This window comes from Pseudomonas putida (assembly GCA_029953615.1).
Classification (GTDB): domain Bacteria; phylum Pseudomonadota; class Gammaproteobacteria; order Pseudomonadales; family Pseudomonadaceae; genus Aquipseudomonas.
The window spans coordinates 1,499,502-1,526,463 of sequence record CP124529.1 but is presented as its reverse complement, the minus strand read 5'-3'; the positions used below and the strand labels follow the sequence as shown (position 1 = coordinate 1,526,463).

Here is a 26,962-nt window from a genome sequence, read left to right as displayed (position 1 = left end):
GATTCTTCGCGGGCTTGCCCGCTCCCACAGGATATGCGCCGAGCCTGAAAGTGGCGCGATACCTGTGGGAGCGGGCGAGCCCGCGAAGAGGCCGGAACAGGCTAAGGAGTTATTACTCTTCTTTGCCCTTGTTCCGCACAGCCCGCTGCAGCTCGCGGTTGGAATCACGCTCGCGCATGGTGTCGCGCTTGTCGAATTCCTTCTTGCCCTTGCCCAGTGCAATTTCGCACTTGATCAGGTGCTTGCTCCAGTACAGCGCCAGGGCCACGCAGGTGTAACCCTTTTGCGCCACGGCCGCTTCCAGGCGCTCGAGCTCGCGCTTGTTCAGCAGCAGCTTGCGGGTGCGAATGGGGTCGGCGATGACGTGGGTGCTGGCCGTGGTCAGCGGGGTGATGTGGCTGCCGAACAGCCAGGCCTCACCGTCCTTCAGCAGCACGTAGCTGTCAGTCAGGTGCGCCTTGCCGGCTCGCAGGCTTTTTACTTCCCAGCCGGACAGGACCAGCCCGGCCTCGAACTTGTGTTCGATGAAGTAATCGTGTCGCGCTTTCTTGTTTTGCGCGATGGTCCCGGTCGGATGTTTTTTTTGCTTAGCCATAGGGGCGGCATTATAGGCAAGTCGGTGCGTCGTCCGCTATGGGATTTCGGTGTGCTTGAGCCACTGCAATGAATACCGGACAATACCGGCGCTGTCATAGCTACAGAAAATGTTTTCGGCGCGCTGCGAAGCAACGCCACCCAGCCCTGGAAGTGACGCCTGGATGACTACCCATATTCAACGCTCCGCCCTGCTGCCATACCCCGCCCAGGCGCTGTATGACCTGGTCAATGATGTCGCCAGCTACCCGGAATTTCTGCCTTGGTGCTCCGATTCCACGGTACTGGAAGCCAACGACACGCACATGCGCGCCAAGCTCGAAGTGGCCAAGGGTGGCATGAGCCAGCACTTCGTTACGCGCAACGTGCTGGTGCCGGGGCAGTCCATCGAGATGAACCTGGAAGAGGGGCCTTTCACCCAGCTGCATGGCTTGTGGGTGTTCAAACCGTTGGGTGACAAAGCCTGCAAGATCAGCCTCGACCTGTCGTTCGACTACGCGGGGCCGCTGGTGCGCGCAACCCTGGGGCCGCTGTTCAACCAGGCGGCCAATACGCTGGTGGATGCGTTCTGCCAGCGCGCCAAGCAGCTGAATGCCTGATTGAAAAAACGGCAACAAAAAAAGCCCGGACCAGGTCCGGGCTTTTTTGTATCTGCTCGCCGCTTATTGAGGCGAGGTTTCCAGCGGGGCCGGCGTCGGGACCGGGGTGGTCTCGATAGTGTCGATCTCACGCTGGATGGATTCTTCCACCGAGCCTGGCTTGGCCGGTTTTTCTTCAGGCTGCACGGTTGGCTGCTCAGGCTGGTTGGCCGGGCTGACCGTGGTGTCGCCGCTGCCACCGAGGATTTCCTGGTCGCGGCTGACGCCTGGCATGAAGTCGCCAGACAGGCTGACCAACTGGTCGCTTTCGTTGAAGAACACGCTCATGCGTTCTTGCTGACGTTTGCCGCCGCCTGGCTGCAGGCTGTACAGGTAATCCCAACGGTTGGTGTTGAAGGTGTCCTGGATCAGCGGATTGCCCATGATAAACCTTACTTGCCGGCGGGTCATTCCGGGGCGCAATTGGTCTATCATGTCTTGCGTAACGACATTGCCCTGCTGGATGTCGATTTTGTAAACCCCGGGAAACGAGCAACCGGCGAGTGCGAGCAGTCCCACTAGGGTGAGGCTGGTTAGCAAGAGCTTGGTGTTTTGCATCGGTGGGCGACTTCCACTATCTTGGCTGGACAACGTAAACCCCGATCATACCCGTATTAAGAGAAGCTGCGAAGCAGCATCGGCGAGAAAGCTGACCATGGTTGAAAATAGCGAATTGCGCAAAGCCGGTCTCAAGGTGACCCTGCCTCGAGTCAAGATCCTTCAGATGCTCGACTCCACAGAGCAGCGTCACATGAGCGCCGAGGATGTTTACAAGGCGCTGATGGAGGCTGGCGAGGATGTGGGCCTGGCCACCGTCTATCGCGTACTGACCCAGTTCGAAGCGGCGGGTCTGGTGGTTCGCCACAACTTCGACGGCGGTCATGCGGTGTTCGAACTGGCCGATGGCGGTCACCACGACCATATGGTCAACGTGGAGACCAGTGAAGTCATCGAGTTCATGGATGCCGAGATCGAGAAGCGCCAGCGTGAGATCGTGGCCGAGCATGGCTACGAGCTGGTGGACCACAATCTGGTCCTGTACGTACGTAAAAAGAAGTAACGATTTTTATCGTTATGAATGACAAAGGCGACCTTCGGGTCGCCTTTGTGCTTTCTGGGGCTGGAAGATGTGTTGTCGGCGCTGGCCCCTTCGCGGGCGCGCCCGCTCCCACAGGTACGCTACAGATTTCAGATCCGGTGAATATCCTGTGGGAGCGGGCGTGCCCGCGAATTGTCCTGAAAAATGAGGGCTCAGGCCTTGCCGCTAACCACCATCTTGCGCGCATGGGCCAGGGATTCCTTGGTCAGGTCGATGCCGCCCAGCATCCGCGCCACCTCTTCGACCCGCTCGCGCTTGCCCAGGCTGGCCACGGCAGTGTGGGTGGTGTCGCTGTTGCGCACCTTGTGCACGAACAGGTGGTGATGCCCCTGTGCCGCCACCTGCGGCAGGTGGGTCACGGTCAGCACCTGGCCACGTTCGCCCAGGCGGCGCAGCAATTGGCCGACGATTTCGGCAGTAGGCCCGCCGATACCGACGTCGACTTCGTCGAACACCAGGGTGGGAATGCGCGAGGTCTGCGCGGTAATCACCTGGATTGCCAGGCTGATGCGCGACAGTTCGCCACCTGAAGCCACCTTGGCCAGGCCCTTGAGCGGTTGGCCGGGGTTGGCGCTGACCAGTAGCTCGATCTGCTCCAGGCCATGAGGGGAAAGGTCTGCTCCCTCATTGGGGGTAAGGGCGATGCAGAAGCGCCCCCCGGGCATGCCCAGGCGCTGGATCTCCTGCTCGACGGCCACCGCCAGTTGCTGGGCGGCCTGCTGGCGCAGTGCGCTGAGTTCGCGAGCCTTTTCTTTATAGTGCTGGGCGAAAGCGGCCAGCTCCTCACCCAGGCGCTCGATCGACTCGTCACTGGCGTTCAGGCCCTCCAGCTCTTCCATCAACTGCTGCTGCAGATGGGGCAGCTCGGTAGGGTGCACCCGGTGTTTGCGCGCCAGCGTGTAGATAGTGTCGAGGCGTTCTTCCAATGCCTGCAGACGCATGGGGTCGGCGTCGAAGTTGTCGAGGAAACGGTTGAGTTCGCCTACGGCTTCCTCGACCTGGATCTGCGCACTGGCGATCAGGTTGGCCGCTTCGCCCAGTGCCTTTGGCGAATTGGTGGCGGCACCCAGGCGGTTGAGGCTGGAGGTGAGGGCGCTGAGCACATTGCCAGAATCGCTTTCGCTGCACTGGTCGATGACCTGGCGGCAGATGCCGAACAGGGCTTCGGCGCTGGTCAGGTTCTTGTGTTCCTGCTCCAGCTGCTCCAGCTCGTGTTCGCCCAGGCCAAGATTGTCCAGTTCCTCCAGCTGGTAGCTCAGCAGCTGATGGCGGGCGCGCTGCTCATCGCCGGAGTTGGCCAGGCGCTCCAGCTCCAGGCGGGTCTGGTTCCAGCGCTTGGCCGCCAACTGTACCTGGCGGGCCAGGTCGACGGCGCCGGCGTACTCGTCGAGCAGGCGACGGTGGGTGTCGGTCTTGAGTAGCGACTGGTGCTCATGCTGGCTATGGATATCGATCAGCAGCTCGCCCAGCGCCTTGAGGTCGCCGAGCGGGCATGGCGTGCCATTGATATAGCCGCGGCTGCGGCCTTCGGCGGTGATCACCCGGCGCAGGATGCACAGGCCGTCGTTGTCCAGGTCGCGCTCGGCCAGCCAGGCATGCGCCTCGGGAATGTCCACCAGATCGAAGGTGGCGAGGATGTCTGCCTTGTCCGTGCCGGGACGCACCACGCCGCTGTCGGCCCGGTCGCCCAATGCCAGGCCGAGGGCGTCGAGCATGATCGACTTGCCGGCACCGGTCTCGCCGGTGATGACGGACATGCCGCGGGCGATTTCGAGGTCGAGGTGCTCGACGATGGCGTAGTTGTGTATGGACAGGTGCACCAGCATGGGGCGGCTCCCGAAAGTCAGATCTGGTTATTTATACAGTACTTTTTTCAGGCCTGCCAATGCCCCCTGGCAGATTCTGTTGCAGCCGGGAAAACCACCTTGCCCCTTGAAGCTGTTTTTTTCGGCCCCATATAGCCGACATCCAAGGCGAGCCTGGCTCGCAGTCCACAAAATTGCGCAGGAGAGACCCCATGGCTGACGAACAGCTGAACGAAAAAGACCTTAACGTTGAAGAAACCGGTGCAGAACCCGCTGCTGATGCCCGTGTTCTGGAACTCGAGGAACAGCTGGCCGCTGCCAAGGACCAGTCGCTGCGCGCCGTAGCCGACTTGCAGAACGTGCGTCGTCGCGCCGAACAGGATGTCGAGAAAGCCCACAAGTTTGCCCTGGAGAAATTCTCCAGCGACCTGCTGCCGGTGATCGACAGCCTGGAGCTGGCCCTGGCTCACTCCAGCGCGGAAGACGAGCACGTCAAGCAGATCCGTGAAGGTGTCGAGCTGACCCTGAAGATGTTCCAGGACACCCTCAAGCGCTACAACCTCGAAGCGGTCGACCCGCATGGCCAGCCGTTCAACCCTGAGCACCACCAGGCGATGGCCATGCAGGAAAACGCCGAGGTAGAGCCGAACAGCGTGCTGAACGTGTTCCAGAAGGGCTACCTGCTCAATGGCCGCCTGCTGCGCCCCGCCATGGTGGTGGTCAGCAAGGCGCCGAGCGCGCCACAACCCTCGATCAATGAGAAGGCTTGAAATCCTCCGGGGCATCCCCATCTAGGTGTCAAGCGTTCAAGTATTACCGCAGTTGGCCAAAGTAGTCGCTGCTACCAAATTCAAAGTTTCGGGAGAGTCAAACATGGGCAAAATCATCGGTATCGACCTGGGGACCACCAACTCGTGCGTCTCCGTTCTGGAAAACGGTAACGTCAAGGTCATTGAAAACGCCGAAGGCGCGCGTACTACCCCTTCGATCGTGGCCTACGCCAACGACGGCGAAATCCTGGTCGGTCAGTCGGCCAAGCGCCAGGCTGTCACCAACCCGCACAACACCCTGTTCGCAGTGAAACGCCTGATCGGCCGCCGCTTCGAAGAAGACGTCGTGCAGAAAGACATCAAGCTGGTGCCTTACAAGATCGTCAAGGCCGGCAACGGCGACGCCTGGGTACAGGCCAGTGGCAAAGACATGGCGCCGCCGCAAATCAGCGCCGAAGTCCTGAAGAAAATGAAGAAGACCGCCGAAGACTACCTCGGCGAGCCAGTGACCGAAGCGGTCATCACCGTTCCGGCGTACTTCAACGACAGCCAGCGCCAGGCTACCAAGGATGCCGGTCGCATCGCTGGCCTGGACGTGAAACGCATCATCAACGAGCCGACTGCCGCTGCACTGGCTTATGGCATGGACAAAGCCAAGGGCGATCACACTGTCATCGTTTATGACCTGGGTGGCGGTACCTTCGACGTTTCGGTCATCGAAATCGCCGAAGTCGACGGTGAGCACCAGTTCGAAGTACTGGCTACCAACGGCGACACCTTCCTGGGTGGCGAAGACTTCGACATGCGCCTGATCGACTATCTCGTCGACGAGTTCAAGAAAGAGTCCGGCATGGACCTGAAGAACGATCCGCTGGCACTGCAGCGTCTGAAAGAAGCCGCTGAAAAGGCCAAGATCGAACTGTCCTCCGCTCAGTCGACCGACGTGAACCTGCCGTACATCACTGCAGACGCTACCGGTCCGAAGCACCTGAACGTGAAGATTTCCCGCGCCAAGCTGGAATCGCTGGTCGAAGACCTGGTTGCCCGTACCATCGAGCCTTGCCGCATCGCGCTGAAGGACGCCGGCATCGATGCCAGCAAGATCGACGACGTGATTCTGGTTGGTGGCCAGACCCGTATGCCGCTGGTACAGAAAGCCGTTGCCGACTTCTTCGGTAAAGAAGCCCGCAAGGACGTCAACCCGGACGAAGCCGTGGCCATGGGTGCTGCCATCCAGGGCGCCGTGCTGGCCGGTGACGTGAAAGACGTACTGCTGCTGGACGTCAGCCCGCTGACCCTGGGTATCGAAACCATGGGTGGCGTGATGACTTCGCTGATCGAGAAGAACACCACCATCCCGACCAAGAAGTCGCAGGTGTTCTCGACTGCCGACGACAACCAGGGCGCCGTGACCATTCACGTGTTGCAGGGTGAGCGCAAGCAGGCTGCCCAGAACAAGTCGCTGGGCAAGTTCGACCTGGCTGACATTCCGCCAGCACCACGTGGTGTGCCGCAGATCGAAGTAACCTTCGACATCGACGCCAACGGCATCCTGCACGTCAGCGCCAAGGACAAAGCCACCGGCAAGTCGCAGTCGATCGTGATCAAGGCCAACTCCGGCCTGTCGGACGAAGAAATCGAGCGCATGGTGCGTGACGCCGAGGCCAACGCCGAGGAAGACCGCAAGTTCGAAGAGCTGGCCGCTGCCCGTAACCAGGGTGACGCGCTGGTTCACTCGACTCGCAAGATGGTCGCTGACGCCGGTGACAAGGTTACCGCGGAAGAGAAAACCGCCATCGAGGCTGCCGTTGTTGCCCTGGAAGCTGCTGTCAAAGGCGACGACAAGGCTGCCATCGACGCCAAGGTCGAAGAGCTGTCCAAGGTTTCGGCACCGGTTGCCCAGAAGATGTACGCCGAGCAGTCGGCCGAACAGCCTCAGGGTGGCGCCCAGCAGGCCGAGCCGGAAGCCAAGCACGATGACGTGGTTGACGCCGAGTTCGAAGAAGTGAAAGACAACAACAAGCAGTAAATCCCTGCATGTTGTCGGCCGGTTCACCGCCGTTTGGCGGTGAGCTGGTAGGATGTCACCGCGCGGGGGCTTGCTCCCGCGTTGGCGTATCTGGAATTCGAGAATTTTTACAGCATCTGTCAGTGGCCCTGTGGGCAAAGGCAGGTGCTGATGGCGCGGCGTAGATGCCAGACGCCCAACAAGGTGCAAATGACCTATGTCCAAGCGTGATTATTATGAGGTACTGGGTGTCGAGCGCGGCGCCAGCGAATCAGACCTCAAGAAGGCTTACCGTCGCCTGGCGATGAAGTACCATCCGGACCGCAACCCGGGCGACAAAGAGTCGGAAGACAAGTTCAAGGAGGCCAACGAGGCCTACGAAGTGCTGTCTGACGCCAGCAAGCGTGCGGCGTTCGACCAGTACGGTCATGCGGGTGTGGACCCGAGCATGGGTGGCGGTGGTGCCGGTTTCGGCGGTGCCAACTTCTCCGACATCTTCGGCGATGTGTTCAGCGACTTCTTCGGTGGCGGTCGCGGTGGTTCGCGTGGCGGCGCCCAGCGTGGCAGCGACCTGCGCTACACCCTGGAACTCAACCTGGAAGAAGCAGTGCGTGGCACCACGGTCAGCATTCGCGTGCCCACGCTGGTCAACTGCCAGCCGTGCGACGGCTCCGGTGCCAAGAAGGGCTCGACCCCGTCCACCTGCCCGACTTGCGGTGGTATTGGCCAAGTGCGCATGCAGCAGGGTTTCTTCTCGGTGCAGCAAACCTGCCCGCGCTGCCATGGCCAGGGCAAGATCATTACCGACCCCTGCACCTCGTGCCATGGCGAAGGCCGTGTCGAGGAATACAAGACGCTGTCGGTCAAGGTGCCGGCCGGTGTCGATACCGGCGACCGCATCCGTTTGTCGGGCGAGGGCGAGGCCGGTACCCATGGTGGCCCGACTGGCGACCTGTACGTGGTGATCAACGTGCGCGAGCACGAGATCTTCCAGCGTGATGGCAAGCACCTGTACTGCGAAGTGCCGATCAGCTACACCGATGCCGCCCTGGGCGGCGAGCTGGAAGTGCCGACCCTCGATGGCCGGGTGAAGCTGAAGATCCCGGAAGGCACCCAGACCGGCAAGCAGTTCCGTCTGCGTGGCAAGGGTGTTGCCCCGGTGCGTGGTGGTGGTGCCGGTGACCTGCTGTGTCGTGTGGCGGTGGAAACCCCGGTCAACCTCAGCCGCCGCCAGCGCGAGCTGCTCGAAGAGCTGCGTGATTCGCTGGAAGGCGACAGCTCCCACTCGCCCAAGGCCAATGGCTGGTTCGATGGCGTGAAGCGCTTCTTCGGCGATCTCTGACAAGGAAATGGCTATGCGACGTATTGCAGTGATGGGCGCGGCAGGGCGAATGGGCAAGACCCTCGTCGAAGCCGTGCAGCAACAGGCCCCGCAGGCGGGCCTGACGGCGGCGATCGACCGCCCGGACAGCTCGCTGGTGGGGGCTGATGCCGGTGAGCTGGCGGCCCTGGGCCGTATCGGTGTGCCGATTTCCGACGACCTGGCCAAGGTGGTCGACGAGTTCGACGTGCTGATCGACTTCACTCACCCTTCGGTGACCCTGAAGAACCTGGCGTTCTGCCGCAAGGCAGGCAAGGCCATGGTCATCGGTACCACGGGCTTCACTCCGGAAGAGAAGCAGCAACTGGCCGAAGCAGGCAAGGAAATCCCGATCGTCTTCGCCGCCAACTTCAGCGTCGGCGTCAACCTGTGCCTGAAGCTGCTGGATACCGCGGCGCGCGTGCTGGGTGACGATGTGGATATCGAAATTCTCGAAGCGCACCACCGGCACAAGGTCGATGCGCCGTCCGGCACTGCGCTGCGCATGGGGGAGGTGGTTGCCCAGGCGCTGGGTCGCAACCTGCAGGAAGTGGCCGTGTATGGCCGCGAAGGGCAGACCGGTGCGCGTGAGCGTCAGACTATCGGCTTCGCCACCGTGCGTGCCGGTGATGTGGTGGGTGACCATACCGTGTTGTTCGCCGCCGAAGGCGAGCGCGTCGAGATTACCCACAAGGCCTCCAGTCGCATGACCTTTGCCAAGGGGGCCGTGCGTGCGGCGCTGTGGCTGGACGGGCGCGAGCCTGGGCTGTATGACATGCAGGATGTGCTCGAACTGCGCTGAGCCGTTGGAGTGGTGCTGGCTTCTTCGCGGGCTTGCCCGCTCCCACAGGAGCTTCACAATCCGTGTGGGAGCGGGCAAGCCCGCGAAGAAGCCAGCACCGATGTCAGCCTGTCGCATTGATATGTTTTAGAGACACATCTGCGGTAGACCGAAAACGCACTTTTCTGTAAGCTACAGCTTTAGTGTGTCCACTAAAAGCGCGCAGCGAATTGAATTCAGCACATGAAAGCGGGGTGACGTGTCCATACGTCACTCCGCTTTTTTGCAACCTGCGATCGCCCTTTCATGCTTGATTTACGGGAGGTCTTCTTGACAAAGCCAGCCATACTCGCCCTTGCCGACGGCAGTATTTTCCGCGGTGAAGCTATCGGTGCCGACGGTCAGACCGTTNGGTGAGGTGGTATTCAACACCGCTATGACCGGCTACCAGGAAATCCTTACAGACCCTTCCTACGCGCAGCAAATCGTTACCCTGACCTACCCGCACATCGGCAATACCGGTACTACCCCGGAAGACGCCGAGTCGAACCGTGTCTGGTCCGCTGGCCTGGTCATCCGTGACCTGCCGCTGCTGGCCAGCAACTGGCGCAACACCCAGTCGCTGCCTGAGTACCTCAAGGCCAACAACGTCGTCGCCATTGCCGGCATCGACACCCGTCGCCTGACCCGAATCCTGCGTGAAAAGGGCGCTCAGAACGGTTGCATCCTCGCCGGTGACAACATCAGTGAAGAAGCCGCCATCGCCGCTGCACGCGCCTTCCCGGGCCTGAAGGGCATGGACCTGGCCAAGGTCGTTTCCACCAAGGAACGCTACGAGTGGCGCTCCAGCGTGTGGGAACTGAAGACCGACAGCCACCCGACCATCGAAGCCGCTGATCTGCCATACCACGTGGTGGCCTTCGACTACGGCGTCAAGCTGAACATCCTGCGCATGCTGGTTGCCCGTGGCTGCCGCGTGACCGTGGTGCCGGCCCAGACCCCGGCCAGCGAAGTGCTGGCACTCAACCCGGACGGCGTGTTCCTGTCCAACGGCCCTGGTGACCCCGAGCCGTGCGACTATGCCATCCAGGCGATCAAGGACATCCTCGAGACCGAGATCCCGGTATTCGGCATCTGCCTCGGCCACCAGCTGCTGGCCCTGGCTTCCGGCGCCAAGACCGTGAAAATGGGCCACGGCCACCACGGTGCCAACCACCCGGTCCAGGACCTGGACACCGGTGTGGTCATGATCACCAGCCAGAACCACGGCTTTGCCGTTGACGAGGCCACCCTGCCGGGCAACGTCCGCGCCATCCACAAGTCGCTGTTCGACGGCACCCTGCAGGGGATCGAGCGTACCGACAAGAGCGCGTTCAGCTTCCAGGGCCACCCTGAAGCGAGCCCAGGCCCGACCGACGTCGCGCCACTGTTCGATCGTTTCATCGATGCCATGGCCAAGCGCCGCTGAGCATCCTGCTTCAAGGCCCCGGGCCGGCTTGCGCCGCGCCCGGAAGCGCCTGACCCAGATTGTTCAAAGCGGCTTGCCGACTGACCCCGGATTTGAGTGACAACCATGCCAAAACGTACAGACATCAAAAGCATCCTGATTCTCGGCGCTGGCCCGATCGTGATCGGCCAGGCCTGCGAATTCGACTACTCCGGCGCCCAGGCCTGTAAAGCCCTGCGCGAGGAAGGTTTCCGCGTCATCCTGGTGAACTCCAACCCGGCCACCATCATGACCGACCCGGCCATGGCCGACGCCACCTACATCGAGCCGATCAAGTGGCAGTCGGTGGCCAAGATCATCGAGAAAGAGCGCCCGGACGCACTGCTGCCGACCATGGGTGGCCAGACTGCACTGAACTGCGCCCTGGACCTGGAGCGCCACGGCGTCCTGGAAAAGTTCGGCGTGGAAATGATCGGTGCCAACGCCGATACCATCGACAAGGCCGAAGACCGTTCGCGCTTCGACAAGGCGATGAAGGACATCGGCCTGGAGTGCCCGCGCTCCGGTATCGCCCATAGCATGGAGGAGGCCAACGCCGTCCTCGAGCGCCTGGGCTTCCCGTGCATCATCCGTCCGTCGTTCACCATGGGCGGCACCGGTGGTGGTATCGCCTACAACCGTGAAGAATTCGAAGAAATCTGCGCCCGTGGCCTGGACCTGTCGCCGACCAAGGAACTGCTGATCGACGAATCGCTGATCGGCTGGAAGGAATACGAGATGGAGGTGGTCCGCGACAAGAAGGACAACTGCATCATCGTCTGCTCGATCGAGAACTTCGACCCGATGGGCGTGCACACCGGTGACTCGATCACCGTTGCCCCGGCGCAGACCCTGACCGACAAGGAATACCAGATCATGCGCAACGCCTCGCTGGCGGTGCTGCGTGAAATCGGTGTTGAAACCGGCGGTTCCAACGTGCAGTTCGGTATCTGCCCGAACACTGGCCGCATGGTCGTGATCGAGATGAACCCGCGCGTTTCGCGTTCCTCGGCGCTGGCCTCCAAGGCCACCGGCTTCCCGATCGCCAAGATCGCTGCCAAGCTGGCTGTCGGCTACACCCTCGACGAACTGCAGAATGACATCACCGGCGGCCGTACCCCGGCGTCCTTCGAGCCGTCTATCGACTACGTCGTCACCAAGCTGCCGCGTTTCGCCTTCGAAAAATTCCCGAAAGCCGACGCCCGCCTGACCACCCAGATGAAATCCGTGGGTGAAGTCATGGCCATCGGCCGTACCTTCCAGGAGTCCCTGCAGAAAGCCCTGCGCGGCCTGGAAGTCGGTGCCTGCGGCCTCGACCCGAAAGTCGACCTGGCCAACCCTGAAGCCAGCAGCATCCTCAAGCGCGAGCTGACGGTACCGGGCGCCGAGCGCATCTGGTACGTGGCCGACGCCATGCGTGCCGGCATGACCTGCGAGCAGATCTTCGACCTGACCGGCATCGACATGTGGTTCCTGGTGCAGATGGAAGACCTGATCAAGGAAGAAGAGAAGGTCAAGACCCTGGCCCTGTCGTCGATCGACAAGGACTACATGCTGCGTCTCAAGCGCAAGGGCTTCTCTGACCAGCGTCTGGCCAAGTTGCTGGGCATCACCGACAAGAACCTGCGCCGTCACCGCCACAAGCTGGAAGTGTTCCCGGTGTACAAGCGTGTCGACACCTGTGCTGCCGAGTTCGCCACCGACACTGCCTACCTGTACTCCACCTACGAGGAAGAGTGCGAGGCCAACCCGTCGACCCGCGACAAGATCATGATCCTGGGTGGCGGCCCTAACCGTATCGGCCAGGGTATCGAGTTCGACTACTGCTGCGTACACGCTGCACTGGCGCTGCGTGAAGACGGTTACGAGACCATCATGGTCAACTGCAACCCGGAAACCGTCTCCACCGACTACGATACCTCCGACCGCCTGTACTTCGAGCCGCTGACCCTGGAAGACGTGCTGGAAGTGTGCCGCGTCGAGAAGCCGAAGGGCGTGATCGTTCACTACGGCGGCCAGACCCCGCTGAAACTGGCGCGTGCCCTGGAAGAAGCCGGCGTACCGATCATCGGTACCAGCCCGGACGCCATTGACCGCGCCGAAGACCGCGAGCGCTTCCAGCAAATGGTTCAGCGCCTGAACCTGCTGCAGCCGCCAAACGCTACCGTGCGCAGCGAAGAAGAAGCCATCAGCGCTGCTGGCGGCATCGGCTACCCGCTGGTTGTGCGTCCGTCCTACGTGCTGGGCGGCCGTGCCATGGAAATCGTCTACGAACTGGATGAGCTCAAGCGCTACCTGCGTGAAGCTGTGCAGGTGTCCAACGACAGCCCGGTACTGCTGGACCACTTCCTCAACTGCGCCATCGAGATGGACGTGGACGCGGTGTGCGACGGCACCGACGTGGTAATCGGCGCGATCATGCAGCACATCGAGCAGGCCGGCGTTCACTCCGGTGACTCCGCGTGCTCGCTGCCACCTTACTCGCTGAGCAAGGAAGTGCAGGACGAAGTCCGCGTACAGGTCAGGAAAATGGCTCTGGAGCTGGGCGTGGTCGGCCTGATGAACGTACAGCTGGCCCTGCAGGGCGACAAGATCTACGTGATCGAAGTCAACCCGCGCGCCTCGCGTACCGTGCCGTTCGTGTCCAAGTGCATCGGCACCTCCCTGGCGATGATCGCGGCCCGCGTCATGGCTGGTAAAACCCTGAAAGAACTGGGCTTCACCCAGGAAATCATCCCGAACTTCTACAGCGTCAAGGAAGCCGTCTTCCCGTTCGCCAAGTTCCCGGGGGTTGACCCGATCCTCGGCCCTGAGATGAAATCGACCGGTGAAGTCATGGGTGTCGGCGACAGCTTCGGTGAAGCCTTCGCCAAGGCCCAGATGGGGGCCAGCGAAGTGCTGCCGACTGGCGGTACCGCGTTCATCAGCGTGCGTGACGACGACAAGCCGCAAGTGGCTGGCGTTGCCCGCGACCTGATCGCCCTGGGCTTCGAAGTGGTTGCAACTGCGGGCACCGCCAAGGTTATCGAAGCGGCTGGCCTGAAAGTGCGCCGTGTGAACAAGGTGACCGAAGGTCGTCCGCACGTGGTCGACATGATCAAGAACGATGAAGTGTCGCTGATCATCAACACCACCGAAGGTCGCCAGTCGATCGCCGATTCCTACTCGATTCGTCGCAATGCGCTGCAGCACAAGATTTACTGCACCACCACCATTGCGGCCGGTGAAGCCATCTGCGAGGCGCTGAAATTTGGTCCGGAAAAGACCGTTCGCCGCCTGCAGGATCTGCATGCAGGACTGAAAGCATGAGCATTACCAAGTACCCGATGACCGTCCAGGGCGCTCGCGCCCTGGAAGAGGAGCTGCTGTTCCTGAGCAAGACCGAGCGCCCGCGCCTGAGCCAGGCCATTGGCGAAGCGCGCGAGCTGGGTGACCTGAAGGAAAACGCCGAATACCATGCTGCTCGTGAAGAGCAGGGCATGGTCGAGGCGCGTATCCGCGATATCGAAGGCCGCCTGCAGAACTCGGTGGTGATCGACGTGACCACCATCGCTCACACCGGTAAGGTGATTTTTGGCACCACCGTGGTGCTGGCCAACACCGAGACCGATGACGAAGTGACCTACCAGATCGTTGGCGAAGATGAAGCCGACGTGAAGAAAGGCAAGCTGTCGAGCAGCGCTCCGATTGCCCGCGCCATCATTGGCAAGGAAGAAGGGGATACCGTTGTCGTGAAGACGCCAAACGGTACGGTCGAGTACGAGATTGTCGAAGTCAAGCACATCTGACCGGCGCCTGCGGGCGCCATCCCTCGAAGGGATCCTCTGGCAACTGGCCCAGGTCTTCTGGGTCGGTGGCTTGTGGGTGTTTCACGTGGGGCTGGTGCCAGCGCTCAAGGTCAGTGGCCTGGCGCCGCTACTGGTGCAGGATATCGCCGGGCAGATCGACCGCTGGTTGATCGGCGTGGCGTTGCTTGGCTTGTTGACCCAGCTGGCAGTGCTGGCAAGGGTGGACGGCCTGGCGGCCTGGTGGCGGCAATTCCGTGGCCAGATGCTGTTGCTCGGCTTCGGCGCCTGTGTGGGGTATTACACCCTGCGCTACGGTATTTCCGTAGGCGAGCGCTGGCAGATGTTCTGCTTCCTGGTGCTGGGCTTTTCAGGGATTGTGCTGGTGGCCCAGCCGGTTCCGGTCAGGGCGCGAGGCTAAGCGGCACGAAATCGCCGGGGCCGCTTCACGGCCCATCGCCGGCAAGCCGGCTCCCACACCGACCGCATCGAATTCAAGCCATGCGCCGTACCTGTGGGAGCTGGCTTGCCGGCGATGGGCTGCGCAGCAGCCCCTTTGCCGTTACTTGTAACGGTGGATGTTGGACAGCTGCTTGTTCGGCTGTGGGTTCTTGCGGTAGATCAGGGCTTTCTTGCCGATGGTCTGCACCAGCTCGGCACGGCCGGCCTTGCACAGTTCGGCAATGGTCTCGGCGCGCTCTTCGCGGTCTTCCGAGCGAATTTCGACCTTGATCAGCTCATGGTCGACCAGGGCGCGCTCCAGTTCGGCGATTACGCCCTCATTCAAACCGTTGCCAGCAACGATCAGGACCGGCTTCAGGTCATGACCAATGGACTTGTATTGCTTCTTCTGCTCGTTATTGAGCGGCATAATCTGACCCTTTCCGTCTGATTCTGTAAAATTGACCGGCATTTTACCCGAGGGCCACCGGCTCCGCCCAGTCAATCACGACGCATATCATCGAGGTGCCCCGTGGTACAACGTTCCAAAAGCAGCGCAAACTGGCTGCGAGAGCATTTCAACGATCCTTTTGTGAAACAGGCACAGAAGGATGGCTACCGCTCGCGTGCGAGCTACAAACTGTTGGAGATCCAGGAAAAGGACCGGCTGATCCGCCCAGGCATGAGCGTGATCGACCTTGGTGCTGCGCCTGGTGGCTGGTCGCAGGTGACCAGTCGTCTGATTGGTGGCCAGGGCCGCCTGATCGCGTCCGACATCCTGGAGATGGACTCGATCCCGGATGTAACCTTCATCCAGGGCGATTTCACCCATGATGAAGTGCTGCAGCGCATTCTCGAGGCGGTCGGCGATTCGCACGTAGACCTTGTGATTTCCGACATGGCCCCCAATATGAGTGGTACGCCCGCGGTGGACATGCCGCGGGCCATGTTCCTCTGCGAACTGGCCCTCGATCTGGCAACCCGCGTGCTAAAGCCCGGCGGCGACTTCCTGATCAAGATTTTCCAGGGCGAAGGGTTTGACGTGTACCTGAAGGACGTGCGCAGCAAGTTCGACAAGGTACAGATGCGCAAGCCGTCGTCATCGCGTGACCGTTCCCGCGAGCAGTACTTGCTGGGCCGGGGCTTCAAGGGGGCGTGAAAGGCGGCAAGCGGGGTGGCCGATAGTTATTTCCAATCGGCCGCTGCGTCAGGATCGTCCGAACTTCGTGTAGTCTAGCTTTCACAAAGGGTTACAGACGGTGCCTGCGGCTGCGTAGGTAATGTAGTAAGTTAGGGCGATGAATATCATGCGAGGAACGGCTGCGTCGTGCGCCGACCTCAGAGGGTAGCGAATTGAACGACATGGCAAAGAATCTGATCCTGTGGTTGATCATCGCAGCTGTCCTGGTGACGGTGATGAACAACTTCTCCAGCCCTAACGAGCCGCAGACCCTCAACTATTCCGACTTCATCCAGCAGGTCAAGGATGGCAAGGTCGAGCGTGTGACCGTCGATGGCTACATCATTACCGGCAAGCGCGCCGACGGCGACAACTTCAAGACCGTGCGCCCGGCCATTACCGACAACGGCCTGATCGGCGACCTGGTCGACAACCACGTCATCATCGAAGGCAAGCAGCCTGAGCAGCAGAGCATCTGGACCCAGCTGCTGGTGGCCAGCTTCCCGATTCTGGTGATCATTGCCGTGTTCATGTTCTTCATGCGCCAGATGCAGGGCGGTGCGGGCGGCAAGGGCGGGCCGATGAGCTTTGGCAAGAGCAAGGCGCGCCTGCTGTCCGAAGACCAGGTCAAGACCACCCTGGCCGACGTTGCAGGTTGCGACGAAGCCAAGGAAGAGGTTGGCGAGCTGGTAGAATTCCTGCGTGACCCGGGCAAGTTCCAGCGTCTGGGCGGCCGTATCCCGCGTGGCGTGCTGATGGTCGGCCCGCCCGGTACCGGCAAGACCCTGCTGGCCAAGGCTATCGCCGGCGAGGCGAAGGTGCCGTTCTTCACCATTTCCGGTTCGGACTTCGTGGAAATGTTCGTCGGTGTCGGTGCCAGCCGTGTGCGCGACATGTTCGAGCAGGCCAAGAAGCACGCCCCGTGCATCATCTTCATCGACGAGATCGACGCTGTTGGTCGCCACCGTGGCGCCGGCATGGGCGGCGGTCACGACGAGCGTGAGCAAACCCTCAACCAGTTGCTGGTGGAGATGGACGGCTTCGAGATGAACGATGGCATCATCGTCATCGCGGCTACCAACCGTCCGGACGTGCTCGACCCGGCGCTGCTGCGCCCCGGTCGCTTCGACCGCCAGGTGGTGGTCGGCCTGCCGGACATTCGTGGTCGCGAACAGATCCTCAAGGTGCACATGCGCAAGGTGCCGGTCGGCGAAAACGTCAATCCCGCGGTCATCGCCCGTGGTACCCCCGGCTTCTCCGGTGCCGACCTGGCCAACTTGGTCAACGAGGCCTCGCTGTTTGCCGCGCGCGCCAACAAGCGCCTGGTCGAAATGAAAGAGTTCGAGCTGGCCAAGGACAAGATCATGATGGGCGCCGAGCGCAAGACCATGGTCATGTCCGAGAAAGAAAAGCAGAACACCGCCTACCACGAGGCTGGCCACGCCATTGTCGGTCGCCTGGTGCCCGAGCACGATCCGGTTTACAAGGTATCGATCATTCCGCGCGGTCGCGCCCTGGGCGTGACCATGTTCCTGCCGGAAGAAGACCGCTACAGCCTGTCCAAGCGCGCACTGATCAGCCAGATCTGCTCGCTGTATGGTGGCCGTATTGCCGAGGAAATGACCCTGGGCTTCGACGGTGTCACTACCGGCGCATCAAACGACATCATGCGTGCCAGCCAGATCGCCCGCAACATGGTGACCAAGTGGGGCCTTTCCGAAAAGCTCGGCCCGCTGATGTACGCCGAGGAAGAAGGCGAGGTATTCCTGGGCCGCAGCGCTGCCAGCCAGCACGCCAGCGTTTCCGGCGAAACCGCCAAGCTGATCGACTCGGAAGTGCGCAGCATCATCGACCAGTGCTACGCCACCGCCAAGCAGCTGCTCACCGACAACCGTGACAAGCTCGATGCCATGGCCGAAGCGCTGATGAAGTACGAGACCATCGACGCCGAGCAGATTGACGATATCATGGCCGGCCGTACCCCCCGCGAACCGCGCGACTGGGATGATGACTCCGCTTCGGGCAAGCCTGCCGCCCAGGGTGATCGCCCGGAATCGCCGATCGGCGGTCCAGCGGCTCAACACTAAGGGCATCTATGAGCTCAGTGCAGTACCCGACCCGGTTGCCTTGCGGCAACCGGGTTCTTGATTTGTCGCGTACCCATGTCATGGGTATTCTCAATATCACACCTGATTCCTTCTCCGATGGCGGGCGCTTCAACCAGCGCGACGAGGCATTGCGTCATGCCGAAGCGATGGTTGCCGCAGGCGCCACGCTGATCGACATCGGCGGCGAGTCCACGCGGCCGGGTGCTCGCGCGGTATCGGTGACCGAGGAACTGGAGCGGGTGGCGCCCATGGTCGAGGCGATCAACAGCCGCCTCGATGTGGTTATCTCGGTCGATACCTCCACGCCTGCGGTCATGCGTGAAGCGGCGCGCCTCGGTGCCGGGCTGATCAACGATGTCCGGGCCCTGGAGCGCGATGGTGCCCTGGACGCGGCCGCAGATACCGGCCTGCCGGTGTGCCTCATGCACATGCGCGGCGAGCCGGGTAACATGCAGGACGACCCGCATTACGAAGATGTGACCGTCGACGTTACGCATTATCTTGAGCAGCGAATGGCCGCCTGTGCGGCGGCGGGCATCGACGCTAACAGAATCATTCTTGATCCGGGCTTCGGTTTCGCCAAGACACTGGCGCACAACCTGAGCCTGTTCAAGCACATGGAAGCGCTCTATCGCCTTGGGCGCCCGCTGCTGGTGGGTGTTTCACGAAAGAGCATGATCGGCCTGACGCTGGAACGTCCGGTCGGCGAGCGCTTGTACGGCAGCCTTGCGCTGGCGGCGTTGGCCATGACCAAGGGGGCGAGCATCCTTCGTGTCCATGACGTGGCCGAAACCGTCGATGTAGTGCGCATGATCGCTGCGGTGCAAAACGCCGAATAAGAACATTGGAGCCCCTATGAGCAGAAAATACTTTGGTACCGACGGCATTCGTGGCCGCGTCGGCGAATACCCGATCACGCCTGACTTCATGCTGAAGCTTGGCTGGGCGGCCGGCATGGCCTTCCGCAAGCAAGGCCACTGCCGGGTGCTGGTGGGCAAGGACACCCGTATCTCCGGCTACATGTTCGAGTCCGCGCTCGAAGCCGGCCTGTCCGCGGCGGGTGCCGATGTGATGCTGCTTGGGCCGATGCCGACGCCGGCCATCGCCTACCTGACGCGAACCTTCCACGCTGAAGCCGGCATCGTCATCAGTGCATCGCACAACCCGCACGACGACAATGGCATCAAGTTCTTCTCGGGCCAGGGGACCAAGCTGCCGGACGAAGTCGAGCTGATGATCGAGGAATTGCTCGACCAGCCGATGACCGTGGTCGAGTCGAGCAAACTGGGCAAGGTTTCGCGCATCAACGATGCCGCCGGTCGCTACATCGAATTCTGCAAGAGCAGCGTGCCGAGCAGCACCAGCTTTGATGGCCTCAAGCTGGTTGTCGACTGCGCCCACGGTGCTACCTACAAAGTTGCGCCAAGCGTGTTCCGCGAGCTGGGTGCCGAGGTGACCGTGCTGCACGCCCAGCCCGACGGCCTGAACATCAACGAAGGCTGCGGCTCGACCCACATCGAATCGCTGCAGGCCGCGGTGCTGGTGGGCCATGCCGACCTGGGCATCGCTTTCGACGGTGACGGCGACCGCGTGCTGATGGTCGACCATACCGGCGCCATCGTCGATGGCGACGAACTGCTGTTCATCATTGCCCGCGACCTGCAGGACCGTGGCAAGCTGCAGGGCGGGGTAGTGGGTACGCTGATGAGCAACCTGGGCCTTGAGCTGGCGCTGAAGGACCTGGATATCCCGTTCGTGCGGGCCAAGGTCGGCGACCGTTATGTCATGGCCGAACTGCTGGAGCGTGAGTGGCTGGTCGGGGGTGAAAACTCCGGTCACGTGGTGTGCTGCAACCACACCACCACGGGTGACGCGATCATCGCTGCCCTACAGGTGCTGATGGCGCTCAAGCGTCGTGGTGAAACCCTGGCCCAGGCCCGTCAGGCCCTGCGCAAGTGCCCACAGGTGCTGATCAACGTGCGCTATGGGGCCAGCAAGGTCGACCCGCTGGAGCACCCGTCGGTCAAGGAAGCTAGCGCCAAGGTGACCGAAGCGTTGGCCGGGCGTGGTCGCGTGCTGCTGCGCAAATCCGGTACCGAGCCGTTGGTGCGGGTGATGGTCGAGGGCGAAGACGAAAGCCAGGTGCGTGCGCACGCTGAAGCGCTGGCCAAACTGGTCGGCGAAGTTTGTGTCTGAAGGCGCTTGCCAGCGCAGATAGGGTTGGGTACTATCTGCGCCCACTTTGACCGACGAGGTAAAGCATGCGTCGCCCCATGGTAGCTGGTAACTGGAAGATGCACGGTACCCGCGCTAGCGTCGCTGAGCTGACCGAAGGCTTGAGAAATCTGGCCTTGCCGAGCGGAGTGGAAGTCGCGGTGTTTCCACCGGCCTTGTTCATCAATCAAGTGATCGATGGTCTGGCAGGTAAGGAAATTACTGTCGGCGCACAGAATTCTGCAGTACAACCCGAACAGGGTGCGCTGACCGGAGAAGTTGCTCCGGAACAGCTGGTTGAAGCAGGTTGCAAGTTGGTGTTGATTGGCCATTCAGAGCGTCGCCAGATCATTGGTGAAAGCGACGAAGTGCTCAATCGCAAGTTTGCGGCGGCCCAGGCCAAAGGTTTGAAGCCAGTGTTCTGCATCGGGGAAACCCTTGAAGAGCGCGAGGCCGGCAAAACGCTCGAAGTTGTCGGGCGTCAACTAAGCAGTATCATCGAAGCATTCGGTGTTAAGGCTTTTGCCAATGCAGTAATTGCCTATGAGCCTGTATGGGCCATCGGCACCGGCCTTACGGCCACGCCACAGCAGGCCCAGGATGTGCATGCCGCCATCCGCGGCCAGCTGGCGGCAGAAGATGCTGAAGTGGCTGCGAAGGTGCAGTTGCTCTACGGCGGCAGCGTGAAGGCGGCCAATGCGGCCGAACTGTTCGGCATGCCGGATATCGATGGGGGGCTCATTGGTGGGGCGTCCCTGAACGCAGACGAATTCGGTGCAATTTGTCGCGCCGCAGGAAACTGAACAAATGCTGGAAACAGTCATCGTTGTTTTTCATCTGTTGGCAGCGCTGTCGCTTGTAGTGCTGGTTCTGTTGCAACAGGGTAAGGGTGCGGAAGCAGGTGCATCTTTCGGCGCGGGTGCTTCAAATACCGTGTTCGGGAGCCAAGGTTCTGCAACGTTCCTGAGTAAATTAACTGCTATACTCGCTGCCACTTTCTTTTTGACAGCACTTGGGTTAGGATACTTCGCGAAGCAACAAGCTCACCAGCTTAGCCAAGCGGGTCTTCCGGATCCAGCAGTGCTAGAAGTGAAAGAGCCGCAGAAACCGGCAGTTAATGATGATGTACCGGTGCTCCAGCAGCAGAAGAGCGAAACCACTCCTGATACGGGTGATGTACCTCCTCCGGCACAAGAGCAGAAGTAACGGGTTTCAAGTAGTAGTATTGCCGAGGTGGTGGAATTGGTAGACACGCAACCTTGAGGTGGTTGTGCCCATAGGGTGTAGGGGTTCGAGTCCCCTTCTCGGTACCAATTAAAGCTTGAGAGCCCGCTTTAGCGGGCTTTCTTGCAGGTGAAGGTTCGGATTTGACCCTCAACAGGGTTCGGTCTTATACTTTTGCCCCAGCTTTGTCGCGGGGTGGAGCAGCTTGGTAGCTCGTCGGGCTCATAACCCGAAGGTCGTTGGTTCAAATCCAGCCCCCGCAACCAGCTTCAGCGGAGCCCCTTTTCAGGGGCTTTTTGCTAACCGAACAGTTTTCGGCGTCGTTGTCCAACGGCGCTTTCAGGGATGGGCGCTTCGCCCATTTTTTATTTGCACAGCATGCACGAGGGGGTTCAGGTGTCGAGCAAGCTAGAACAGTTGCAGGCCTTGTTGGCCCCGGTTGTCGAGGGTCTGGGCTATCAATGCTGGGGGATCGAATACGTTTCCCAGGGTAAGCATTCGGTACTGCGCATCTACATCGACAAGGAAGGCGGCATCCTGGTGGATGACTGCGAAGCGGTCAGCCGTCAGGCCAGCGCAATTCTCGATGTGGAAGATCCGATCAGCAGTGAATACACCCTTGAGGTGTCTTCTCCAGGCATGGATCGCCCACTGTTCACTCTGGAACAGTTTGCCTCGCATGCCGGCGAACAAGTGAAGATCAAGCTGCGCTCACCCTTCGAGGGTCGTCGTAACTTCCAGGGCCTTCTCCGCGGTGTGGAGGAGCAGGACGTGGTAGTCCAGGTGGACAATCAAGAGTTCCTGTTGCCGATCGACTCGATCGACAAGGCCAATATTATTCCCAGTTTTGACTGAGACGTGCCGGGCCCGGCGGACGATCCGGGCCCAATGGCTTGCGCAAGGCGAGGCGTACGATGAGCAAAGAAGTACTGCTGGTTGTTGAATCGGTATCCAACGAAAAAGGTGTACCGCCCGGCGTCATTTTCGAAGCGCTGGAAGTGGCTCTGGCCACTGCAACCAAAAAACGTTTTGAAGACGAAGTCGACCTGCGTGTGGAAATCAACCGCCACACCGGTAGCTACGAGACCTTCCGTCGCTGGACCGTGGTCGATGAAGCCGATCTTGATGATCCGGCGATCGAGACCTGGCTCGACAAGATCAAGGACACCCACCCTGAAGCCAAGGTCGGTGACGTGATCGAAGAGAAGATCGAGTCTATCGAGTTCGGTCGTATCGCCGCCCAGACCGCCAAGCAGGTCATCGTGCAGAAGGTCCGTGAGGCCGAGCGTGCCCAGGTGGTCGATGCCTACCGCGAGCGCGTTGGCGAGATCATCTCCGGTACCGTGAAAAAGGTTACCCGCGACAACGTCATCGTTGACCTGGGCAACAACGCTGAGGCCTTGCTGGCCCGCGAAGACATCATTCCGCGCGAAACCTTCCGCGTTGGCGTGCGCCTGCGTGCGCTGCTGAAGGAAATTCGCACTGAAAACCGTGGCCCACAGCTGATCCTGTCGCGCACCGCGCCACAGATGCTGATCGAGCTTTTCCGCATCGAAGTGCCGGAAATTGCCGAGGGCCTCATCGAAGTCATGGCTGCCTCCCGTGATCCGGGTTCGCGAGCCAAGATTGCCGTCCGCTCCAAGGACAAGCGCATCGACCCGCAAGGCGCCTGCATCGGCATGCGTGGTTCGCGCGTCCAGGCCGTATCCGGGGAGTTGGGTGGTGAGCGTGTGGATATCGTCCTCTGGGACGATAACCCGGCGCAGTTCGTCATCAACGCCATGTCGCCGGCTGAAGTCGCGGCGATCATCGTTGATGAAGATGCCCATGCCATGGACATCGCCGTCGCCGAAGACAACCTGGCCCAGGCCATTGGCCGTGGCGGTCAGAACGTTCGCCTGGCCAGTCAGTTGACCGGCTGGACCCTGAACGTGATGACCGAGAAGGACATCCAGGCCAAGCAGCAGGCCGAAAACCGGTGACATCCTGCGCAATTTCATCGATGAACTGGAAGTCGACGAGGAGCTGGCCCAAGTGCTGGTCGACGAAGGCTTCACCAGCCTCGAGGAAATTGCCTACGTACCGTTGGAAGAAATGCTCAACATCGATGGCTTTGACGAGGATATCGTCAATGAGCTCCGCGCTCGGGCCAAGGACCGTTTGTTGACCAAGGCCATCGCTACCGAAGAAAAACTGGCAGACGCCCACCCGGCTGAAGACCTGCTCTCCCTTGAGGGCATGGACAAGGACCTGGCGGCGGAACTGGCGGTGCGCGGCGTGGTTAACCGCGAAGACCTGGCCGAGCAGTCGATAGACGATCTGCTCGACATCGACGGCATCGACGAAGAGCGTGCCGGCAAGTTGATCATGGCCGCCCGAGCCCACTGGTTCGAGTAATTAGGCGCGGCCTGAGGAGAGAAGTGCATGACGCAAGTCACGGTGAAAGAACTGGCCCAAGAGGTCGAGGCACCGGTAGAGCGCCTGCTGCAGCAGATGCGTGAGGCAGGCCTGCCGCACACCGACGCCGGTCAGGTAGTGACCGACAATGAGAAGCAGACCCTGCTGACTCATTTGAAGAGCAGCCACAAGAGCAAGGCGGAAGAGCCGCGCAAGATTACCTTGCAGCGCAAAACCACCAGCACCCTGCGTGTCGCCGGTAGCAAGAGCATCAGCGTAGAAGTACGCAAGAAGAAAGTATTCGTGCAGCGCAGCCCGGAAGAAATCCAGGCTGAGCAGAAGCGTGAGCTGGAAGAGCGCCGCGCGGCTGAAAATGCCGCTCGCGACAAGGTCGAGGCCGAAGTTCGCCAGCGCAACGAAGAGCAGGCTCGCCGTCAGGCCGCCGAAGCCCCGGCTGCCGCCCCTGCGCCTGCTGCCAAGCCTGAGGCGGCACCTGCTGCTGCCCCGGCTCCGGTAGTTGCCGACGCTCCGGCGTCCGAAGACGCCGCAGCCCGTGCTGCCGAGCGCAAGAAGGACGAAGCCCGTCGCAACGAAGGCCGCACCCGTGACGAAGATCGTCGCCGTGGCGAGGCCCCGCGCGTGTCGATCAAGGTCAAGGTCAAGGAGAAGGAAAAGGCTCCGACGCCTCGCGCCGCGCCGCGCACCACCGATGAAGAGAGCGATGGCGTACGCCGTGGCCGTGGTGGCAAGAGCAAGCTGAAGAAGCGCAACCAGCACGGCTTCCAGAACCCGACCGGTCCAGTCATTCGTGACGTGACCATCGGCGAGACCATCACCGTCTCGGAACTGGCCCAGCAGATGTCGGTCAAGGCCGCTGAAGTGGTCAAGTTCATGTTCAAGCTGGGTACCCCGGTCACCATCAACCAGGTGCTCGACCAGGAAACCGCTCAGCTGGTCGCCGAAGAACTGGGCCACAAAGTGACCCTGGTCAGCGATACCGCCCTGGAAGACTCCCTGGCCGAATCGCTGAAATTCGAAGGTGAAGTCGAATCGCGTGCGCCGGTCGTTACCGTCATGGGTCACGTTGACCATGGTAAGACCTCGCTGCTCGACTACATCCGTCGTGCCAAGGTTGCCGCTGGCGAAGCCGGTGGCATTACCCAGCACATCGGTGCCTACCACGTGGAAACCGACCGCGGCATGGTCACCTTCCTCGATACCCCTGGCCACGCTGCGTTCACCGCAATGCGTGCCCGTGGTGCCAAGGCTACCGACATCGTCATCCTGGTGGTGGCGGCGGACGACGGCGTGATGCCGCAAACCCGCGAAGCCGTTCAGCATGCCAAGGCAGCTGGCGTTCCGCTGGTGGTCGCGGTGAACAAGATCGACAAGCCGGGTGCCGACCTCGACCGCATCCGCAACGAGCTGGCCGTCGAAGGCGTGACCTCCGAGGACTGGGGTGGTGATACTCCATTCGTCAAGGTTTCGGCCAAGATGGGTACCGGCGTCGACGAGCTGCTCGAAGCTGTCCTGCTGCAGGCCGAGATTCTCGAACTGACCGCTACCCCGACCGCCCCAGGTCGTGGCGTGGTTGTCGAATCGCGCCTGGACAAGGGCCGTGGCCCGGTGGCGACCATCCTGGTTCAGGACGGTACCCTGCGTCAGGGCGACATGGTCCTGTGCGGTTCCAACTATGGCCGCGTGCGCGCCATGCTCGACGAGAACGGCAAGCCTGTGAAGGAAGCCGGCCCGTCGATCCCGGTCGAAATCCTCGGCCTGGACGGCACCCCGGAAGCCGGTGACGAGCTGTCCGTGGTTGCCGACGAGAAGAAGGCCCGTGAAGTTGCCCTGTTCCGTCAAGGCAAGTACCGCGAGGTCAAGCTGGCCCGTGCTCACGCCGGCAAGCTGGAAAACATCTTCGAGACCATGGGTCAGGAAGAGAAGAAGACCCTCAACATCGTCCTCAAGACCGACGTGCGTGGTTCCCTGGAAGCACTGCAGGGTTCGCTGTCGGGCCTGGGCAACGACGAAGTTCAGGTGCGCGTGATCGGTGGCGGCGTCGGTGGTATCACCGAAAGCGACGCCAACCTGGCGCTGGCTTCGAATGCAGTACTGTTCGGCTTCAACGTGCGTGCCGATGCCGGCGCGCGCAAGATCGTCGAGCAGGAAGGTCTGGATATGCGTTACTACAACGTGATCTACGACATCATCGAAGACGTCAAGAAGGCTCTGACCGGCATGCTCGGCAGCGATGTTCGCGAGAACATCCTGGGTGTTGCCGAAGTCCGTGACGTGTTCCGTTCGCCGAAGTTCGGCGCCATCGCTGGCTGTATGGTCATCGAAGGTACCGTGTACCGCAACCGTCCGATCCGCGTACTGCGCGAAGACGTTGTGATCTTCGAAGGCGAGCTGGAATCGCTGCGTCGCTTCAAGGACGATGCCTCCGAAGTGCGTAACGGCATGGAGTGCGGTATCGGCGTGAAGAGCTACAACGACGTCAAGGTCGGCGACAAGATCGAAGTCTTCGAGAAAGTCCAGGTGGCTCGTACCCTGTAAGGGGCGAGCGTGGCGCAGGCCCCGCCCCAGGGCGGCTGGCAGCGTCTCTGAAGGTAGCGCCCGGTCAGGCTTCAGCTTGACCGGGCGTTTGCCGCTTTAAGTTACAGGTAGCAAGAATGGCAAAAGAATATAGCCGTACCCAACGCATCGGCGACCAGATGCAGCGCGAGCTGTCGGAACTGATCCGCCGTGAAGTCAAAGACCCGCGCGTCGGCCTGGTGACCATCACTGCCGTCGACGTCAGCCGCGACCTTGGCCACGCCAAGGTGTTCATCACCGTGATGGGCCAGGACGGTGCCGATGCGGTGCCGCAGACCCTCAAGGCCCTGACCAGCGCCGCGAGCTTCCTGCGCCTGCACCTGGGCCGTGTGATGCAACTGCGCAGCGTGCCGCAACTGCATTTCCACTTCGACGAGAGCGTCAGCCGAGGTGCCCACCTGTCGGCACTGATCGAGCGCGCGGTCGCCGAAGACCGTCAGCACAAGGATGCCGACAAGCCGGACGCCGAGGAGTAAG

The 26,962-nt window shown here is 61.3% G+C and carries 22 protein-coding genes, 2 tRNA genes and 2 pseudogenes; 22 read left to right on the top strand and 4 right to left on the bottom strand.

Features of this window, described 5'->3' with window-relative positions:
• Positions 1-112 precede the first annotated feature (112 nt).
• Positions 113-595: an SsrA-binding protein SmpB gene (gene smpB / locus QIY50_06995; protein ID WGV21941.1), complete on the bottom strand. Its 483-nt coding sequence runs from the start codon at positions 593-595 to the stop codon at positions 113-115.
• A gap of 163 nt (positions 596-758) precedes the next feature.
• Here smpB and QIY50_06990 point away from each other — a divergent pair, with 163 nt between their 5' ends.
• On the top strand, positions 759-1,193 hold the full coding sequence (locus QIY50_06990; protein WGV21940.1) for a type II toxin-antitoxin system RatA family toxin: 435 nt from the start codon (positions 759-761) through the stop codon (positions 1,191-1,193).
• A gap of 63 nt (positions 1,194-1,256) precedes the next feature.
• Here the strand turns inward: QIY50_06990 and bamE are convergent, their stop codons facing one another.
• Positions 1,257-1,790, bottom strand: coding sequence for an outer membrane protein assembly factor BamE (bamE, locus tag QIY50_06985; GenBank protein WGV21939.1), 534 nt, complete (start codon positions 1,788-1,790; stop codon positions 1,257-1,259).
• A gap of 97 nt (positions 1,791-1,887) precedes the next feature.
• On the opposite strand from bamE, the gene fur reads away from it, so the two are divergent.
• Positions 1,888-2,292: a ferric iron uptake transcriptional regulator gene (gene fur / locus QIY50_06980; GenBank protein ID WGV21938.1), complete on the top strand. Its 405-nt coding sequence runs from the start codon at positions 1,888-1,890 to the stop codon at positions 2,290-2,292.
• 191 nt (positions 2,293-2,483) lie between these two features.
• Here fur and recN read toward each other — a convergent pair whose 3' ends face one another.
• On the bottom strand, positions 2,484-4,157 hold the full coding sequence (gene recN, locus QIY50_06975) for a DNA repair protein RecN (protein ID WGV21937.1): 1,674 nt from the start codon (positions 4,155-4,157) through the stop codon (positions 2,484-2,486).
• A gap of 191 nt (positions 4,158-4,348) precedes the next feature.
• Between recN and grpE the strand changes: the two genes are divergently transcribed.
• From grpE to QIY50_06935, 8 genes and pseudogenes are all read left to right on the top strand, one after another.
• Positions 4,349-4,906: a nucleotide exchange factor GrpE gene (grpE, locus tag QIY50_06970; protein ID WGV21936.1), complete on the top strand. Its 558-nt coding sequence runs from the start codon at positions 4,349-4,351 to the stop codon at positions 4,904-4,906.
• Between the two features lie 103 nt (positions 4,907-5,009).
• The gene (gene dnaK / locus QIY50_06965; GenBank protein WGV21935.1) at positions 5,010-6,935 is read left to right on the top strand and encodes a molecular chaperone DnaK; all 1,926 of its coding nucleotides are present in this window, start codon (positions 5,010-5,012) and stop codon (positions 6,933-6,935) included.
• 196 nt (positions 6,936-7,131) lie between these two features.
• The gene (gene dnaJ / locus QIY50_06960) at positions 7,132-8,256 is read left to right on the top strand and encodes a molecular chaperone DnaJ (GenBank protein WGV21934.1); all 1,125 of its coding nucleotides are present in this window, start codon (positions 7,132-7,134) and stop codon (positions 8,254-8,256) included.
• 13 nt (positions 8,257-8,269) lie between these two features.
• A complete protein-coding gene (dapB, locus tag QIY50_06955) occupies positions 8,270-9,076 on the top strand; it encodes a 4-hydroxy-tetrahydrodipicolinate reductase (protein WGV21933.1) in 807 nt (268 codons plus the stop codon).
• A gap of 309 nt (positions 9,077-9,385) precedes the next feature.
• A pseudogene (gene carA, locus QIY50_06950) lies at positions 9,386-10,523 on the top strand (glutamine-hydrolyzing carbamoyl-phosphate synthase small subunit).
• Between the two features lie 105 nt (positions 10,524-10,628).
• Positions 10,629-13,850: a carbamoyl-phosphate synthase large subunit gene (gene carB, locus QIY50_06945; GenBank protein ID WGV21932.1), complete on the top strand. Its 3,222-nt coding sequence runs from the start codon at positions 10,629-10,631 to the stop codon at positions 13,848-13,850.
• The gene (greA, locus tag QIY50_06940; GenBank protein WGV21931.1) at positions 13,847-14,329 is read left to right on the top strand and encodes a transcription elongation factor GreA; all 483 of its coding nucleotides are present in this window, start codon (positions 13,847-13,849) and stop codon (positions 14,327-14,329) included. Before carB ends, greA begins: the two co-directional genes overlap by 4 nt.
• A complete protein-coding gene (locus QIY50_06935) occupies positions 14,307-14,747 on the top strand; it encodes an MFS transporter (GenBank protein WGV21930.1) in 441 nt (146 codons plus the stop codon). Before greA ends, QIY50_06935 begins: the two co-directional genes overlap by 23 nt.
• 141 nt (positions 14,748-14,888) lie before the next feature.
• Here the strand turns inward: QIY50_06935 and yhbY are convergent, their stop codons facing one another.
• Complete coding sequence (yhbY, locus tag QIY50_06930) at positions 14,889-15,197, bottom strand: ribosome assembly RNA-binding protein YhbY (protein ID WGV21929.1); 309 nt, start codon at positions 15,195-15,197, stop codon at positions 14,889-14,891.
• A gap of 102 nt (positions 15,198-15,299) precedes the next feature.
• On the opposite strand from yhbY, the gene rlmE reads away from it, so the two are divergent.
• The 12 genes and pseudogenes from rlmE to rbfA all read left to right on the top strand — a co-directional run bounded on the left by rlmE (position 15,300) and on the right by rbfA (position 26,961).
• Complete coding sequence (gene rlmE / locus QIY50_06925) at positions 15,300-15,926, top strand: 23S rRNA (uridine(2552)-2'-O)-methyltransferase RlmE (GenBank protein ID WGV21928.1); 627 nt, start codon at positions 15,300-15,302, stop codon at positions 15,924-15,926.
• A 203-nt stretch (positions 15,927-16,129) separates the two neighbouring features.
• Positions 16,130-18,034, top strand: coding sequence for an ATP-dependent zinc metalloprotease FtsH (ftsH, locus tag QIY50_06920; GenBank protein WGV21927.1), 1,905 nt, complete (start codon positions 16,130-16,132; stop codon positions 18,032-18,034).
• An 8-nt stretch (positions 18,035-18,042) separates the two neighbouring features.
• The gene (folP, locus tag QIY50_06915; protein ID WGV21926.1) at positions 18,043-18,894 is read left to right on the top strand and encodes a dihydropteroate synthase; all 852 of its coding nucleotides are present in this window, start codon (positions 18,043-18,045) and stop codon (positions 18,892-18,894) included.
• Between the two features lie 16 nt (positions 18,895-18,910).
• Complete coding sequence (gene glmM / locus QIY50_06910) at positions 18,911-20,251, top strand: phosphoglucosamine mutase (protein ID WGV21925.1); 1,341 nt, start codon at positions 18,911-18,913, stop codon at positions 20,249-20,251.
• Between the two features lie 65 nt (positions 20,252-20,316).
• Positions 20,317-21,072, top strand: coding sequence for a triose-phosphate isomerase (gene tpiA, locus QIY50_06905; GenBank protein ID WGV21924.1), 756 nt, complete (start codon positions 20,317-20,319; stop codon positions 21,070-21,072).
• Positions 21,073-21,076: 4 nt separating this feature from the next.
• Positions 21,077-21,475, top strand: coding sequence for a preprotein translocase subunit SecG (gene secG, locus QIY50_06900; GenBank protein WGV21923.1), 399 nt, complete (start codon positions 21,077-21,079; stop codon positions 21,473-21,475).
• A 21-nt stretch (positions 21,476-21,496) separates the two neighbouring features.
• Positions 21,497-21,582, top strand: a tRNA-Leu gene (locus QIY50_06895).
• A gap of 100 nt (positions 21,583-21,682) precedes the next feature.
• Positions 21,683-21,759 (top strand) — tRNA-Met (locus QIY50_06890).
• A gap of 130 nt (positions 21,760-21,889) precedes the next feature.
• Positions 21,890-22,348, top strand: coding sequence for a ribosome maturation factor RimP (gene rimP / locus QIY50_06885; GenBank protein ID WGV21922.1), 459 nt, complete (start codon positions 21,890-21,892; stop codon positions 22,346-22,348).
• Between the two features lie 59 nt (positions 22,349-22,407).
• Positions 22,408-23,890, top strand: a pseudogene (gene nusA, locus QIY50_06880) (transcription termination factor NusA).
• Positions 23,891-23,917: 27 nt separating this feature from the next.
• Positions 23,918-26,446, top strand: a complete 2,529-nt coding sequence (gene infB / locus QIY50_06875) for a translation initiation factor IF-2 (GenBank protein WGV21921.1) — start codon at positions 23,918-23,920, stop codon at positions 26,444-26,446.
• A 116-nt stretch (positions 26,447-26,562) separates the two neighbouring features.
• On the top strand, positions 26,563-26,961 hold the full coding sequence (rbfA, locus tag QIY50_06870; GenBank protein ID WGV21920.1) for a 30S ribosome-binding factor RbfA: 399 nt from the start codon (positions 26,563-26,565) through the stop codon (positions 26,959-26,961).
• Position 26,962: the final 1 nt, after the last annotated feature.

Coding starts and splice junctions, on each gene's coding strand:
- QIY50_06990 (WGV21940.1), top strand. CDS start 759: ATGACTACCCATATTCAACGCTCCGCCCTGCTGCCATACCCCGCCCAG.
- tpiA (WGV21924.1), top strand. CDS start 20,317: ATGCGTCGCCCCATGGTAGCTGGTAACTGGAAGATGCACGGTACCCGC.
- rbfA (WGV21920.1), top strand. CDS start 26,563: ATGGCAAAAGAATATAGCCGTACCCAACGCATCGGCGACCAGATGCAG.
- ftsH (WGV21927.1), top strand. CDS start 16,130: ATGGCAAAGAATCTGATCCTGTGGTTGATCATCGCAGCTGTCCTGGTG.
- smpB (WGV21941.1), bottom strand. CDS start 595: ATGGCTAAGCAAAAAAAACATCCGACCGGGACCATCGCGCAAAACAAG.
- infB (WGV21921.1), top strand. CDS start 23,918: ATGACGCAAGTCACGGTGAAAGAACTGGCCCAAGAGGTCGAGGCACCG.
- fur (WGV21938.1), top strand. CDS start 1,888: ATGGTTGAAAATAGCGAATTGCGCAAAGCCGGTCTCAAGGTGACCCTG.
- bamE (WGV21939.1), bottom strand. CDS start 1,790: ATGCAAAACACCAAGCTCTTGCTAACCAGCCTCACCCTAGTGGGACTG.
- secG (WGV21923.1), top strand. CDS start 21,077: ATGCTGGAAACAGTCATCGTTGTTTTTCATCTGTTGGCAGCGCTGTCG.
- glmM (WGV21925.1), top strand. CDS start 18,911: ATGAGCAGAAAATACTTTGGTACCGACGGCATTCGTGGCCGCGTCGGC.
- folP (WGV21926.1), top strand. CDS start 18,043: ATGAGCTCAGTGCAGTACCCGACCCGGTTGCCTTGCGGCAACCGGGTT.
- greA (WGV21931.1), top strand. CDS start 13,847: ATGAGCATTACCAAGTACCCGATGACCGTCCAGGGCGCTCGCGCCCTG.
- grpE (WGV21936.1), top strand. CDS start 4,349: ATGGCTGACGAACAGCTGAACGAAAAAGACCTTAACGTTGAAGAAACC.
- carB (WGV21932.1), top strand. CDS start 10,629: ATGCCAAAACGTACAGACATCAAAAGCATCCTGATTCTCGGCGCTGGC.
- dnaK (WGV21935.1), top strand. CDS start 5,010: ATGGGCAAAATCATCGGTATCGACCTGGGGACCACCAACTCGTGCGTC.
- recN (WGV21937.1), bottom strand. CDS start 4,157: ATGCTGGTGCACCTGTCCATACACAACTACGCCATCGTCGAGCACCTC.
- dapB (WGV21933.1), top strand. CDS start 8,270: ATGCGACGTATTGCAGTGATGGGCGCGGCAGGGCGAATGGGCAAGACC.
- yhbY (WGV21929.1), bottom strand. CDS start 15,197: ATGCCGCTCAATAACGAGCAGAAGAAGCAATACAAGTCCATTGGTCAT.
- dnaJ (WGV21934.1), top strand. CDS start 7,132: ATGTCCAAGCGTGATTATTATGAGGTACTGGGTGTCGAGCGCGGCGCC.